12 protein-coding genes and 1 other annotated feature are annotated in these 15,139 nt (G+C 40.1%); of the genes, 1 reads left to right on the forward strand and 11 read right to left on the reverse strand.

Annotation, left to right across the window (positions count from 1 at the left end; genetic code table 11):
- Nucleotides 1–57 precede the first annotated feature (57 nt).
- From serS to guaB, 5 genes are all read right to left on the reverse strand, one after another.
- Nucleotides 58–1,338: a serine--tRNA ligase gene (gene serS, locus J2S78_RS00110; RefSeq protein ID WP_306895127.1), complete on the reverse strand. Its 1,281-nt coding sequence runs from the start codon at nucleotides 1,336–1,338 to the stop codon at nucleotides 58–60.
- 51 nt (nucleotides 1,339–1,389) lie between these two features.
- Nucleotides 1,390–1,610 (reverse strand) — a binding site (T-box leader).
- A complete protein-coding gene (gene pdxT, locus J2S78_RS00115) occupies nucleotides 1,609–2,214 on the reverse strand; it encodes a pyridoxal 5'-phosphate synthase glutaminase subunit PdxT (protein WP_306895129.1) in 606 nt (201 codons plus the stop codon). Its footprint overlaps the feature before it by 2 nt.
- 12 nt (nucleotides 2,215–2,226) lie before the next feature.
- The gene (pdxS, locus tag J2S78_RS00120) at nucleotides 2,227–3,111 is read right to left on the reverse strand and encodes a pyridoxal 5'-phosphate synthase lyase subunit PdxS (protein WP_306895131.1); all 885 of its coding nucleotides are present in this window, start codon (nucleotides 3,109–3,111) and stop codon (nucleotides 2,227–2,229) included.
- Between the two features lie 133 nt (nucleotides 3,112–3,244).
- Nucleotides 3,245–4,576, reverse strand: a complete 1,332-nt coding sequence (locus J2S78_RS00125) for a D-alanyl-D-alanine carboxypeptidase family protein (RefSeq protein WP_306895133.1) — start codon at nucleotides 4,574–4,576, stop codon at nucleotides 3,245–3,247.
- A 181-nt stretch (nucleotides 4,577–4,757) separates the two neighbouring features.
- Nucleotides 4,758–6,215 (reverse strand): IMP dehydrogenase, encoded by a 1,458-nt coding sequence (gene guaB / locus J2S78_RS00130; protein WP_306895135.1) that lies wholly within the window; start codon nucleotides 6,213–6,215, stop codon nucleotides 4,758–4,760.
- 213 nt (nucleotides 6,216–6,428) lie between these two features.
- Between guaB and J2S78_RS00135 the strand changes: the two genes are divergently transcribed.
- Complete coding sequence (locus tag J2S78_RS00135; protein ID WP_306895137.1) at nucleotides 6,429–7,397, forward strand: YaaC family protein; 969 nt, start codon at nucleotides 6,429–6,431, stop codon at nucleotides 7,395–7,397.
- Here the strand turns inward: J2S78_RS00135 and J2S78_RS00140 are convergent.
- From J2S78_RS00140 to yaaA, 6 genes are all read right to left on the reverse strand, one after another.
- On the reverse strand, nucleotides 7,372–8,469 hold the full coding sequence (locus J2S78_RS00140) for an HD-GYP domain-containing protein (RefSeq protein ID WP_306895138.1): 1,098 nt from the start codon (nucleotides 8,467–8,469) through the stop codon (nucleotides 7,372–7,374). The two genes, J2S78_RS00135 and J2S78_RS00140, sit on opposite strands and share 26 nt — an antisense overlap.
- 293 nt (nucleotides 8,470–8,762) lie before the next feature.
- Nucleotides 8,763–11,303, reverse strand: a complete 2,541-nt coding sequence (gene gyrA / locus J2S78_RS00145) for a DNA gyrase subunit A (RefSeq protein ID WP_306895140.1) — start codon at nucleotides 11,301–11,303, stop codon at nucleotides 8,763–8,765.
- A gap of 108 nt (nucleotides 11,304–11,411) precedes the next feature.
- Nucleotides 11,412–13,349 (reverse strand): DNA topoisomerase (ATP-hydrolyzing) subunit B, encoded by a 1,938-nt coding sequence (gene gyrB / locus J2S78_RS00150; protein WP_370871491.1) that lies wholly within the window; start codon nucleotides 13,347–13,349, stop codon nucleotides 11,412–11,414.
- A 97-nt stretch (nucleotides 13,350–13,446) separates the two neighbouring features.
- On the reverse strand, nucleotides 13,447–13,728 hold the full coding sequence (remB, locus tag J2S78_RS00155; protein WP_125561835.1) for an extracellular matrix regulator RemB: 282 nt from the start codon (nucleotides 13,726–13,728) through the stop codon (nucleotides 13,447–13,449).
- 10 nt (nucleotides 13,729–13,738) lie between these two features.
- Nucleotides 13,739–14,860: a DNA replication/repair protein RecF gene (gene recF, locus J2S78_RS00160; RefSeq protein ID WP_306895145.1), complete on the reverse strand. Its 1,122-nt coding sequence runs from the start codon at nucleotides 14,858–14,860 to the stop codon at nucleotides 13,739–13,741.
- A 9-nt stretch (nucleotides 14,861–14,869) separates the two neighbouring features.
- The gene (gene yaaA, locus J2S78_RS00165) at nucleotides 14,870–15,097 is read right to left on the reverse strand and encodes a S4 domain-containing protein YaaA (protein WP_306895149.1); all 228 of its coding nucleotides are present in this window, start codon (nucleotides 15,095–15,097) and stop codon (nucleotides 14,870–14,872) included.
- Between the last annotated feature and the right edge of the window lie 42 nt (nucleotides 15,098–15,139).

Genomic DNA, 15,139 nt, shown 5'->3' on the forward strand with positions numbered 1-15,139 from the left:
ACAACATCGTCCTGTCATAGAAATGATCTGCTAGACAGGACGATATTATTTTTCACGTCATCCGTGCTTTATATATTCTTTATTGCCCATATACGAACGAAGAGGTTCAGGAATTTTAATCGTTCCATCTTCTTGTTGGTAATTTTCCATAATCGCAGCCACCGTTCGTCCTATGGCAAGACCAGAACCATTTAATGTGTGTACAAACTCTGTCTTCGCTTTTTTATCACGCTTAAATCGGATATTAGCACGCCGCGCTTGAAAATCTTCAAAGTTACTGCAAGAAGATATCTCTTTGTAAGCTTCATAGCTTGGCAGCCATACTTCTATATCGTATTTTTTGGCGGCCGTAAAACCAAGATCCCCGCTGCACATATTCATCACGCGATAAGGGAGTTCTAACAACTGCAGTACTTTTTCTGCCTGCCCCGTCAATGTTTCAAGATCTTCATATGATTGTTCTGGAAGAGCAAACCGAACCAATTCTACTTTATTAAACTGATGTTGACGAATCAAACCACGTGTATCCCTGCCGGCAGACCCTGCTTCAGAACGAAAACATGCACTATAAGCAGTATACAACAGTGGAAGATCCTCTACCGATAAAATTTCATCACGGTGTAAATTAGTGACCGGAACTTCTGCTGTTGGAATGAGGAAGTAATCCTCTTCTCTTATTTTAAAGGCATCTTCTTCGAACTTAGGCAACTGTCCTGTGCCGGTCATGCTTTCGCGATTAACCATGTATGGAGGCATAATTTCTTCATACCCATGCTCTTCTTGATGTAAATCCATCATGAAGTTAATTAATGCCCGTTCGAGTCTCGCTCCGGCACCTTTATAGAACACAAACCGGCTGCCTGTTACTTTGGAAGCTCTTTCGAAATCCATCATGTTCAGATCACCAGCTAGGTCCCAATGAGCCTTGGCCTCAAAGGAGAAATCTGGTTTTTCTCCCCACGTTCTAATTTCTTGATTGTCCTCTTCATTTTCTCCATAAGGAACACTTTCATGCGGGATATTTGGAATTCTCAACAATAACTCATCAAGCTGCTGTTCTATTTGTTTTAATTCTTCATCGAACTTTTTTATGTTTGCGGATACTTCTTTCGTTTCTTGAATCAGTTCATCCGCATCTTGTTTTTCTCTTTTTCGTTGAGCAACTTCCTGAGATACCTCATTTCTTCGCTGTTTCAATTCCTCTGTTTTTTGAATCAAGCTTCTCCGTTTTTCATCCAATTCCTGAAAAGCATCTATATTTTTAATATCTTCGCCTCGTTTGGCTAATTGTTCTTTCACTTCTTCAAAATTGTTTCGAAGTTTTTTTACATCAAGCATATGCTAGCCCTCCTTTTATAAACTACAAAAAACTCCCGTCCCTATTTTCGTTGAAGGGACGGGAGTTTTCACCCGCGTTGCCACCCAATTTGCAGGATATTCCTGCCTCTTTGGATCCAGTAACGAGGATGAACCGGAAAAAGGTACTATACCATTGTATTTCCCTTTTTCACTCAGGGCAGGATTCACAACACTCTCACAACCGAATCGCAGCAACCTCCGGCTCTCTGAATGTTAGACATGTTGTTATTATAGCCCGTCTATGATTTATCATGTTACAGCCAACGTATCATCAGCTGTTTCTTTAGACTCCCGTACCATTTGAACAAAATATTGATGAAAACGAGTGTCATCGGTTAACTCTGGATGGAACGAGCAAGCGAGCAAGTGACCCTGACAAGCCGCTACTATTTCACCATCATATGTCGCTAGCACATCAACATCTTCACCAACGTTTCTTATAAGTGGCGCTCTGATAAATACGGCTTCCACGTCTTCCCCTACACCTTTGACAGAAAGACGGGTTTCAAAACTTTCCCGTTGCCGTCCAAATGCATTACGTTCAACATCCATATTTACCATTTGAAGGTGGCCCGTTGTTTCATGAACGATATGGTTAGCCATTAATATAAGACCGGCACACGTTCCGAAAATTGGTTTTTTCGCTTGAGCGAACTTCTGCAACGGTTCAAAAAAATCATATTTATCAACTAAACGTCTCATCGTTGTGCTTTCTCCACCCGGAAAAACAAGACCGTCTAAATCATCTAATTGATCTACTCGTTTTACTATAACAATTTCTGCCTCTGGAGCTTTTAAGCTTTTCACGTGTTCTTGAACAGCTCCTTGAAGAGCGAGAACACCAATCTTCACCATAGTAAGCCTCCTTTACCAACCGCGGTCTTGCATACGTTCGGACGGGTCAAGGTTAGATATCTCTATTCCCTGCATTGCAGTGCCAAGACCTCTTGATAAACGACCAATCAAATCATAATCTTGATAGTGCGTTGTTGCTTCGACAATAGCCCGTGCAAATTTGTCAGGATGATCAGACTTAAAGATACCTGACCCGACAAACACACCATCTGCTCCTAACTGCATCATAAGTGATGCGTCAGAAGGTGTTGCAATACCTCCAGCTGCAAAATTAACAACTGGTAGCTTGCCTGTTTCTTTTATATCCAATAAAAGTTCATATGGTGCACCTAAATTTTTGGCTTCTGTCATGAGTTCGTCTTTGGACATGCCGCTAATCTTTTTCAATTCAGACTGAACCATGCGCATATGGCGGACAGCTTCTACAATATTACCAGTGCCTGGCTCTCCCTTAGTTCTTAACATAGAAGCGCCTTCTCCGACACGACGCATTGCTTCCCCAAGATCACGAGCACCGCAAACAAAAGGTACAGTATATTCACTTTTGTCTAAATGATACACTTCATCCGCTGGAGTAAGGACTTCACTTTCATCAATATAGTCTACCCCAAGTGACTCTAAAACTTTCGCTTCTACTATATGACCAATACGCGCTTTAGCCATAACAGGAATAGATACGGCATTCATTACTTCTTCCACAATAGTCGGGTCAGCCATGCGAGCTACCCCTCCCGCTGCACGAATATCCGCTGGTACACGTTCTAAAGCCATGACAGCAACTGCGCCTGCCTCTTCCGCAATTTTGGCTTGTTCAGCATTAACAACGTCCATAATGACGCCGCCTTTTTGCATCTCTGCCATTCCACGTTTTACTCGGTCTGTCCCTCTATCTGCCATGTTCCATTCCTCCTGCTACTCTCATTAAAATATTTATTATATCGTTTTTGCTCGTTTAAATAGCACATATGATTATACCACATATTATAACACTACCCACCACTGGAAGAAAGCATTATAACTTTTCCGCTTGTTAAAATAATCCTGTTACAAAACTAGAAGCGCTATTCCACATACTGCCGAAAAATCCACCGATACTACGAGCTGTCAGCGCCAACCAGCCAGCCTTTTCAACTTCTTCATCTAAAACAAGCGGCACTTCTTGGGAAGATGCCATCTCATCCTTTAAGTATTCACTATCCGCTTGTCCATCTATTCCTACAGTACCTACCGTTGTTCCTTCCTCTAACGGTGCTTCAAGCTCTCCATCTTCGTTCAATAGTTCTTCGTCTATTTGAATAGATGGCGTAATATTGTCTTCATTTCCATCTTCAATAAGAACAGATAAGTTCTCTCCCGCTGAAACAGATACACTATCTTCTTTTCCTTTTATCACAGGAAGCGAAGACACTTCATCAAACGTTTCGCCGTCCTCAATCACTTCTGTAGAGGAAAAATCATTATAACCATAATCATACAACTTAGCTGTTTCCTCAAAACGGGCCATTCGTGTATCCGTGCGCATCACAACAGATATATAACGTGTACCATCACGCTCGACTGTTCCAGTGAATGCATTCCCTGCTAAATCTGTGTATCCGGTTTTTAAACCATCTACCCCTTCATAATCCAACTGTTCTTCCAGACTGCCAGGAAGCATCCAATTCCAGTTTTCCATTAACACATTCGCTGATTCTTCTTTAAACGTTTTTTCGGTAGTACTTGCTACTTCCAAAGCTTGCGGGTATTCATCCAATAGGTGATATGTCAATATCGCCATCGCTCTGGCTGACATCATATTTTCAGCATCTGCTGCTGTACCTTCTGGATGCAAACCGTTCATTGACTCATTATTAAGCCCTGTTGAATTAACTAGTTCATATTCTGTCATTCCTAGTTCTTCCGCTTTTTCATTCATCATATCAACAAAATTTGATTCTGATCCTGCTACATGTTCAGCAAGCGCAATCGTTGCCCCGTTAGCCGAATAAATCGCCATTGCGTCATATAATTCCTCAGCGGTATAAGATATATCTTCGCGCAACGGAACATTAGATAAATCATAATCTTGAGAAATTTGAATTACCTTATCACTTATATCTACTTCGTCATCCCAGGAAATATCACCGTTTGCAACAGCTTCATTCACAAGGTATTCAGTCATAATTTTGGTCATACTAGCAGGTGGCAGAATGACATCGGCTTCTTTATTATAAATAACTTTTCCTGTTTCCGCTTCGACCAAGATGGCCGAGTCTGCTGCTAAATCTGGTTCATTCGCTTCTACCCCTTTTTCCATACTAAAGAGCAGGGAAAAACTAAAGGTTGCTGCGATTGCTGTTGATATCCATTTCTTTTTTATCAAAATTCTGCACCTCCACGGTCTACTTACACAAACGATATTTTATCACAGGAAAAAATAAAAAAATAGATAGATATAGGACCTATTTTATAAAAACAATTTCCCAGGAAATAAAAAAACTGTCTCCTGAGAGAAAAATCATTGGATTCTCCCCCGGGAGACAGTGACTATTTATAGCCTGGTCTTATAGGCTGTAGTTAGGAGCTTCTTTTGTGACTTGGACATCATGAGGATGGCTTTCCCGCAGTCCTGCATTCGTAATACGGGTAAAACGTGCATTTTCTCGAAGGTCTAATAGATTAGCCGTTCCGCAATACCCCATACCTGCACGAATTCCACCAATTAGTTGGTGAATCGTATCTGTAAGTGGACCTTTATATGGAATACGTCCTTCAATGCCTTCAGGAACTAGTTTTTGATTGTTTTCCTGAAAATAACGGTCTTTACTGCCCCGCTCCATTGCTCCCATTGATCCCATGCCTCTGTAAACTTTAAACTGTCTTCCTTGATAAATTTCAGTATCTCCAGGGCTCTCTTTCACACCTGCAAAAATACTTCCCAACATAACAGCATGCGCTCCAGCTGCTAAAGCCTTCACGATATCCCCGGAATATTTAATACCTCCATCTGCAATGACGGGTACATCATATTTACTAGCTTCACTGGCACAATCATAAACAGCAGTAATCTGAGGTACCCCGACTCCAGCTACTACTCGGGTCGTACAAATAGAACCAGGTCCTATCCCCACTTTCACGACATCTACTCCAGCTTCAATAAGATCTCGTGTCCCTTCAGCTGTCGCCACATTTCCTGCGATAATGGCTAAAGTAGGGTGGGCGTTACGTATTTCTGCGATTTTGTCTAGTACCCCTTTAGAATGTCCGTGAGCCGTGTCGATAACAATCACATCAACCTCCGCTTTAACAAGAGCATTAACTCTATGAATAGCATCGTTTGTGACTCCTACTGCTGCACCAGCTAGGAGACGGCCATGCTTATCTTTCGCTGAATGAGGAAATTCAATGACCTTTTCTATATCCTTAATAGTAATGAGGCCTTTTAATGTCCCATCATTGTCCAATAGTGGAAGTTTTTCAATTCTATGCTTTTGTAAAACTTTCTCGGCTTCTTCTAGCGTTGTCCCCACTGGAGCCGTTATTAAATTTGAACTTGTCATCACTTCTCTAATTTCAATCGCATAATCTTCAATAAAACGAAGATCACGGTTGGTTAATATGCCGACTAACTTTTGATTTTCATCTACAATAGGAACCCCCGAAATACGGTATTTCCCCATTAAGTGCTCAGCATCGTACACTTTTCGTTCCGGTGTTAAAAAGAATGGATCTGTAATGACGCCACTTTCAGACCTTTTTACTTGATCAACCATCTCTGCCTGCTCTTCCATCGACATGTTTTTATGGATGATACCAAGACCGCCTTCACGAGCCATTGCAATTCCTAAGCTTGCTTCTGTAACTGTATCCATTCCAGCACTGATGATAGGAACACTTAGCTTCAACGTTTCCGTTAGAGATGTGTTCACTTTCACATCACGAGGGTGAATATCAGAACGATCGGGCATCAATAGTACATCATCAAATGTCAGTCCTTCTTTTGCGAACTTGTCTTCTCGCATTACTATCTCATCCTTTCTTTATCATGTTATTTTAAAACCTTTTCTACCGGGTAGTATTCTGAGTTGTGTTCATAACTAACCGAAAAAATGTCTACACTAAGAAGAGAGTAACTCTAAGATTTTCTAATATCTTATCATTTTTTTGGCCGTTGAACGAGCAAAAGAAATAAGTTTTAAATTTCTGATATATTCTAATGTGCGAGGTATTCTAAGATGTCCTTCATTATAACAGATGAACTCTTTTCTTATTACCAGGCTTATGAATCCCAAGAAGTGTTACATCAGTTTCTCTATCAGGCATACCGTTTTCGAGGCGCTTCTAAAAAAGAAGCATTGGAATGGAGTTATCGCAATACCCCTGTATTCCATTATGAATGGTTTATCGGGCGTACATATTGGAAGGAGGCTGTGAACGCTTCACTTATCACACAACCACTCCTTTTATTTTACGGTTTAACTCATTTATTAAAAGGAATTACTCTATTAGAGGATCCATTTTATCCGACCACGGTTGAAGTTCTTTCGCATGGAGTGACCACAAGAAAAAGGAAAAAGAAAGGATATACGTTTCTTAATGACGAAGTGAAAGTTCAAAAAAAGGGGTTTTATCCTCACTTTTCTAAACATTTGTTTCACATGAAACATTCTGTAGGGGATAAATGGAAAATGAAACATTTACTAATGAAGTGGGAACCTTTATTTCTATTATATTTACAAATCAAAGGTGATGATGCACTTCCTCGTGTTCATTGGACACATTCACTACTTACTGTAGACAATCTTTCTTTTATAAATCAGGATAAAATAAAGTCATTGGATAGGCAACTAAAAGAGTCAGGCATAAACACCGGTGAAGCTAAACAACAATCAACGAGCGCTATTACCTTTGAACTAGAAAGTCCTTCTGAACGCTTGAAAGATTTATTATTAAAAAAAGGGGGAAAGCTATACTTTCCCCCTCTTCTTTCAACGTTTTCATTACTTTCCACGTTAAGTGCTCATTATTTGGTTTTGTATAATTTAAGCATGATTTGCAGATATGAAGGAGAGTGGTGGGGAGAGGTAATCACCCAACACTATTCCGAGGACTACTCGTTCATCAAACAATATCTCACGCTTACAATCAGTGATGCCCCTGCTTTATTTGAACGATTTTTCACTCCGACAAAATCTCTTCAATAAAAGGTTCCTCTTTACTGGATAATTGAATCATTTCATCTGTATCGTGGAGTCGAACCATTGGATCAGCAGGATATTTATTATCTATGTAAATAATTTTTGCAGCCTGCCCGTTGCTTAATCGAACCATCGCACCAATTGAAAAATTTACTAGTGAATCCATTAACAGTTTCAATATTTGAGGATCCAGTTTTCCAAATTCTTCTTTATTCATTTGATCAATGACTTTGTAAGGCGATTGTTTGTCACTGTAATAACGCTCGCTTGTCATTGCATGATAAACGTCGGCTACACTGACTATTTTACTTAGCTTATGTATTTGATCATTCTTCACTTGTAATGGATATCCGCTTCCATCTTCTCTTTCATGGTGTTGAAGCACCGCAAATAATACTTCTTCACTAACCATCTTTGCTTCTTTTACCATCGAATACGAATAATACGGGTGATTTTTTACTTCTTCATATTCCCGCTCTTCTAAGTGTTCTTTATTATACAGAATCGCCGTTGGTAGTTTAGCCATCCCTGCGTCGCACAAAGCACCTGCTACTCCTGCTTGAAGCCATTCTTTTTTTGCCATCCCTGATTTTTTTGCTAAATATACAGACAATAATGCTGTTGAAACGGCATGATGGTACAAATAATTATTTCTCGTGTTATAGTGATGCAACAATAACACTTTACTAGGATATTCCTGCATCTTTTCAATAAGGGGATGAAGTATACTGCGTACTTTGTCTAATTCAACATTCGCACCACCTACCCATTTATTGAATAATGTCTTATATTCTTGTACCGCTTCTTCATAATAATCTAAAAACGTAGCCGGTTGTTCTTGTACAATTTCTTCTCCCGTTTCTGTTTCCTCTTCTTCATTTGGTCCTTCAGGAGAAAAAGGTGTTCCATCTTCTAATGTGTCTTCCACCTGTACCTTCTTTATAAAAAAAGCTTTCAGTATTTCAAGATGTTCCGCTGTCAGTACTGTCTTTTTTTTAATGATAGGATGAGATGTAACAGCAAACACGTCTTCAGTCAGGATGCATCCTTCTATTAATTGCTCTCTACGTACAATCATAATTTTCTCCTTTTTATTTCCAAATTTTATTTTCTTTTATTATACTATAGTCCTAGATTATATAAAATGGTAAATAATAAAATGACATACAAGCCGTAAGACATGGGTGTTTTGTAGTAAATAAAAGGGAAATATAAACGAAATCCAGCCATAAGCACTATTATATTATATAAGAAAAGCCTCCGGAACGATTACCGGAGACTTTCTTTTTTAGAATAAATCTTTACATTTTCCATGTAGCGCAAGCATTCAGCATTTCCCACGTTTTCCCAGGGTGCTTGAGCTTTGCTTATTTATTCTTCATTTTCAGGGTCTAAATCCTTATCTTCTTCCGATGTATCTAATGGTTCTAGATCATCTTCGGGTGGCTGTTCGTTCTGCTGTTCTGATTCTTCTCCTGTTTCTTCTTCTTCTGGTTCATCGACCGGTGCTACCGTCGATACTTCTTCTCCTTCGGCTAAACGGATTAATGTTACCCCTTGGGCATACCGTCCAAGCCTTGAAATATCCTGTGCCTGCATACGGATAAGAACACCGTGAATGGTCATAATCATAATATCACGATCATCCGAAATGCACCGCATCGAAACCAATGTTCCATTACGCTCCGTGAGATTACAAGCTTTTATACCTTTACCTCCACGATTTTGCGTTTTAAATTCGCTAATAGGGGTACGTTTTCCAAAGCCTTTGTCCGTGACAATGAGGACATCTTTATCTGCATCTGCAATATCCATGCCAATAACTTCATCATCCGATGTTAACGAAATAGCTTTAACCCCGGTAGCCGTTCGTCCCATAAACCGTACGTCTTCTTCCTTAAAGTGTATAGCTATTCCGTGTTTAGTTCCGATAATCAAGCTTTCATCACCGTGGGTTAGCCGTACCCCGTATAATTCATCATCTTCACGAATGTTAATCGCAAACAATCCGCCTTTGCGAATATTGGAGAATGCAGATAACTTCGTACGCTTGGCGATACCTTGTTTAGTCAAGAAGAATAAGTAATCGTCGTCTGAGAATTCTTCAATTGGAATAACTGTACTAATGTATTCATCCTTTTCCACCTGTAGAAGATTAATAACTGGAATCCCTTTTGCCGTTCGTTGTAATTCAGGGATCTCATAAGCCTTCAGGCGGTACACTTTCCCTTTATTAGTGAAGAATAAAATAGTTTGGTGAGAACTTGTCGTAAACAAATGTTCAACGAAATCATCATCATTGGTTCCCATCCCTTGCACTCCGCGTCCACCTCTTCGCTGACTACGATACGTATCAATCGGCATACGTTTCAAGTAACCTTGATGAGAGATGGTTATAACAACATTTTGACGCGGAATTAAATCTTCATCTTCTATTTGATTTTCACCAGCAGTAATAACTGTTCTGCGTTCATCGTTAAATTTTTCTTTAAGATCGGTTAATTCATCACGAATGATTTCCAGAACTCGTTCCTCACTTGCCAAAATAGCTTTTAATTCTTTTATACGTTCAACGAGATCGCTGTATTCCTGTTCGATCTTATCACGTTCGAGTCCAGTCAAACGCTGCAAACGCATTTCCAAAATCGCTTGTGCTTGATCATGACTTAATGAAAACTGTTCAATCAGCCCATTTCGTGCGATATCTGTCGTTTCTGATCCCCGAATTAAGTCGATAACAGCATCCAGGTGGTCTAAGGCAACTCGTAAGCCCTCTAGGATATGAGCTCTAGCTTCTGCTTTTCTTAATTCAAATGCAGTACGGCGTTGAATAACTATTTTTTGGTGCTCGATATAATGATTTAAACACTGTTTTAAATTCAACACTTGTGGACGTCCGTCTACAAGGGCAAGCATATTTATGCCAAAACTCGTTTGCAGAGCTGTTTGCTTATATAAGTTGTTCAGCAGTACATTGGCATTCGAGTCTTTTCGAACTTCGATAACGATACGCATACCGGTACGGTCCGACTCATCGCGCAAGTCTGTAATACCTTCTATTTTTTTCTCTCTAACAAGATCTGCAATTTTTTCAATCAGACGAGCTTTGTTTACTTGGTAAGGCAGTTGATCGACAATGATGGACTGCTTTCCACTATTATTTTCTTCGATATACGCATTAGCTCTGACTGTAATAGACCCGCGTCCTGTTTGATAAGCTTTTCTTATTCCCGATCTACCAACAATAGTCGCAGAGGTGGGAAAATCAGGCCCTGGAATATGTTCCATCAAGTCTGCCACCGTCATGTCCGGATCTTTACTAAGTGCCAATACACCATCAATAACTTCTCCAAGTTGATGCGGCGGTATATTTGTCGCCATTCCGACTGCGATACCTGCTGCTCCATTCACTAATAAATTAGGAAATCGAGCTGGTAAAACAATCGGTTCGTGTTCGTTGCCATCGTAGTTATCTTGATAGTCGATAGTGTCTTTATTAATGTCACGCACCATTTCCAAGGAGATTTTAGACATCTTCGCCTCGGTATAACGCATGGCTGCTGCCGCATCGCCATCGACGGAACCAAAGTTACCGTGACCGTCAACCAGCATATTCCGGTAGCTAAAATCCTGCGCCATTCTAACCATTGTTTCATAGACGGCGGAGTCACCGTGGGGATGATACTTACCGATAACGTCCCCGACAATACGTGCCGACTTTCTATATGGTTTGTCCGGAGTCATGCCAAGCTCACTCATTGCAAATAATATGCGGCGGTGTACTGGTTTTAGTCCATCCCTGACATCCGGAAGCGCACGGCTGACAATAACGCTCATCGCATAATCTAAAAAAGATGTGCGCATTTCCTGGCCTATATTTATTTCTGTCACTCTCGATTCATTCTCTGCCATACCTGAAACCTCCCAATTCTAAACTGTACCAAAAGAGCAGTATTTTACTATTTTCCCCCTTGATACAGTCTCTTCAAACAAAGGCAGCGACTGCTGAAGGCCGCTGTTTTACACGTCTAAATTCTGCACATAATGTGCGTTTTCCTGAATGAAGTCACGTCGTGGTTCCACGCGGTCCCCCATTAACGTTTCAAAAATCTCATCTGCTTTCATCGCATCTTCTAAGTTAACCTGCAGCACAGATCTTGCTTCTGGATCCATTGTCGTCTCCCAAAGCTGCGTTGGATTCATTTCCCCAAGCCCCTTGTAACGTTGGTATCCTGGTTTTGGCTGTTCAGGCAGTTCAGAAAGAACTTGATTTAACTCATTTTCTACGTAAGCATAACGTACCGTTTTTCCTTGGGTTATTTTATATAAAGGCGGTTGTGCAATGTACACATAGCCACTTTCAATCAGCGGACGCATAAAGCGGTAGAAAAATGTTAAAAGCAATGTACGAATATGAGCACCATCGACATCAGCATCTGTCATAATAATAACTCGATGATACCTTGCTTTTTCGATATCAAACTCATCGCCAATCCCTGTTCCAAGTGCTGTAATAATTGTGCGAATCTCATTATTGGCTAATATCTTGTCTAATCTAGCTTTTTCGACATTTAAAATTTTCCCTCTTAATGGCAAAATCGCTTGGAAATGACGGTCTCTCCCCTGTTTTGCGGAACCCCCTGCTGAATCACCCTCTACGATATAAATTTCACTAATAGAAGGGTCATTAGAAGAACAATCCGCTAATTTACCTGGAAGGGAACTGACTTCAAGCGCATTTTTCCGTCTGGTTAACTCCCTTGCCTTTTTGGCTGCATCTCTTGCTCTTGATGCCATCAATCCTTTTTCGACGATTTGTTTGGCCGTATCAGGGTTTTCAGCCATAAACCGAGAAAAATACTCTGTAAACAGTGAATCTGTCACTGTACGCACTTCGCTATTCCCAAGCTTTGTTTTGGTCTGACCTTCAAACTGAGGGTCAGGAATTTTAGCAGATATTATAGCCGTAAGTCCTTCGCGCACATCATCCCCGATTAAATTAGGATCATTTTCTTTAAATAAACTGTGCTTACGGGCATAATCATTAATCACTCGAGTGAGACCTGTTTTAAAACCGGATTCGTGCGAACCACCCTCATGGGTATTAATATTGTTCGCAAAGGAGTACATATTACTAGTGAACGTCGTATTATATTGCAAAGCTATTTCTACTTGAATCTCATCTCTTTCGCCTTCTATAAAAATCGGCGGTTCATGAAGAGGATCTTTTTGGCGGTTTAAATATTCTACAAAAGATGCAATGCCACCTTCATAAAAGTATTCAATTGTTTCAATATCTTCCTCACGCTTATCCTCAAACGATATCCGAAGTCCTTTGTTTAAAAAGGCAAGTTCCCGCAATCTCGTAGAAAGTGTATCATAATCAAACTCTGTAATATCATCAAAAATCAAACCATCTGGTTTAAAATGAATTTTAGTTCCGCTTTTTTCGGTTGTACCAATCGTTTGGACATCTTGCTGTGGTACACCTCGTTCATAATTTTGATAATAGACTTCTCCGTCTCTATGAATTTCAATTTCAAGCATTTCAGACAGAGCGTTCACAACAGAAGCACCTACACCGTGTAGACCTCCGGAAACCTTATAACCGCCTCCGCCAAACTTACCTCCAGCGTGGAGAACAGTCATAATAACTTCTACTGCAGGTCTTCCCATTTTCTTTTGGATACCAACAGGGACCCCTCGTCCATTATCTTGGACTGTAATACTATTATCCTGTTCTACGGTTATAAAGATTTGATCACAATATCCGCCCATTGCTTCGTCAATGCTGTTATCGACAATCTCCCAAACAAGATGATGAAGACCGCGGCTGCTTGTTGTTCCAATATACATTCCCGGTCGTTTTCTTACGGCTTCGAGACCTTCTAATACTTGAATTTGGTTTTCGTCGTATGAGTATTGTTCTACTGACAATTTCTTCACCTTCGCTTCCATCACGAGTACCGTTTTTAAAGTCGTATCTCGTCATTTGATTTACGTTAAATATTTATAAAATATAGTTAAAAATGCGGCACGTGCGCTTTTGTTTCTATTATTCGTTCGGTTGTTCCGTTTCTTCGTTATAATTGTCATAATCTGACACCACTTGCGCTCGGCGTTTTAACGTTAAGGTTGAAATGGGCGATAAATATATCTTTTCTGTTGTGACAACTACAGATTTGGTTTGTTCAGATGAAATGCGTTCGATATCGCTTTCTTCTCGTGAAGCTAAAAATTGCTGCGTTATACTTGAAGAATCATGCGTATCCTGATCGACGATGGTTATAACATCTTTCGAACGAATTACGGTATCTCCGCCTAAGTGAATAAACATTCGTTCCACCTCATTTCATTTGCTTCAATGTGCCGGCTTCCGCTATAAATGTGGAAGCTTGCTTTAACGTATCGTGCTCTATGCCATGGACACTTGTGGTTGTCACAAATGTCTGGACTTTACCCTGTATTGTATTTAATAAATGGGACTGTCTATGATGATCTAATTCTGAAAGAACGTCATCCAATAATAAAATCGGGTATTCCCCGATGTTGTCGTTTATTAATTCAATCTCTGCCAATTTTAATGATAACGCTGCTGTGCGTTGCTGCCCTTGTGAACCGTACGTTTGTACTTCTTTGTCGTTGATTTTTAGAGTTAACTCATCTCGGTGCGGCCCACTTAATGAAACGCCCCGCCGTATCTCGTTTTGCCTCGTCTGTTGAAACTTAAGTTTCACATTCTCCTCTATCTTCGACAATTCCATGTCTTCTGATACCTCAGCCGTGGGGGCGTATGTTAGTCGAAGCTCTTCATTTCCAGTTGTGATTTGGTGATGTATATCTTTTGCCCAGTTTTGAAGTAATTGTAAAAAGGAGAACCTTTTGCTTATAACCTTTGCTGCTGCTTGTGCTAATTGCTCTGTCAGTACGTCTAACATCACTTCTTGCTCTTGATCAGGAACCGGAAACATATTTTTCAATAGTTGATTGCGTTGTTTTAACACCCGTTGATACATCATTAAATCATAAAGATAGACGGAACTGATTTGACCGATTTCCATGTCGATAAATCTTCGTCTCATATGAGGACCGCCCTTTACCAAGTTAAGATCCTCCGGAGCAAACATTACAACGTTACACGTCCCTATATATTCACTTAATTTTTGCTGTTCCAAGCCGTTTACTTTTGTTTTTTTTCCTTTGTTCGAAACAATCACTTCAAGTGATAATGGACCGTGCTTTCTTTCTATTTCAGCTTCTATTCTTGCAAAGTCCTGATCCCATTGCATTAACTCTTTGTCTTTGGAAGTACGATGAGATTTTGCAAATGCAAGAACATAGACAGCTTCCATCATGTTTGTTTTCCCTTGGGCATTTTCTCCAAGAATGACGTTGACTTTATTTTCAACATCCAGATTAATTGCATCATAATTGCGGAATTGTTTAAGACGAAGTTCTTTTATATGCACAATATCCCTCTAGTGCTTATTTGAAAAAACCGTAATACTTCCGGTTTCCTCAATTTCGATTTCGGCTCCATGGTATAGTTTTTTGCCCCGCCTTTGTTCAAGTTCTCCGTTCACCAATACCTCAAATTCTGACAAAAACCATTTTGCCATTCCGCCAGAATCAATTATTCCTGCTTCCTGTAAAAGCTGTCCTAACGTGATGAACTCTGTTTCTATAGTGATTGTTTGACTACTCATCCTTCATTACCTCCTGCACTAGCCGCATCACTTACCTACCGA

Origin of the sequence: Salibacterium salarium (assembly GCF_030813635.1) — a bacterium.
GTDB classification, from domain to species: Bacteria; Bacillota; Bacilli; order Bacillales; family Marinococcaceae; genus Salibacterium; species Salibacterium salarium.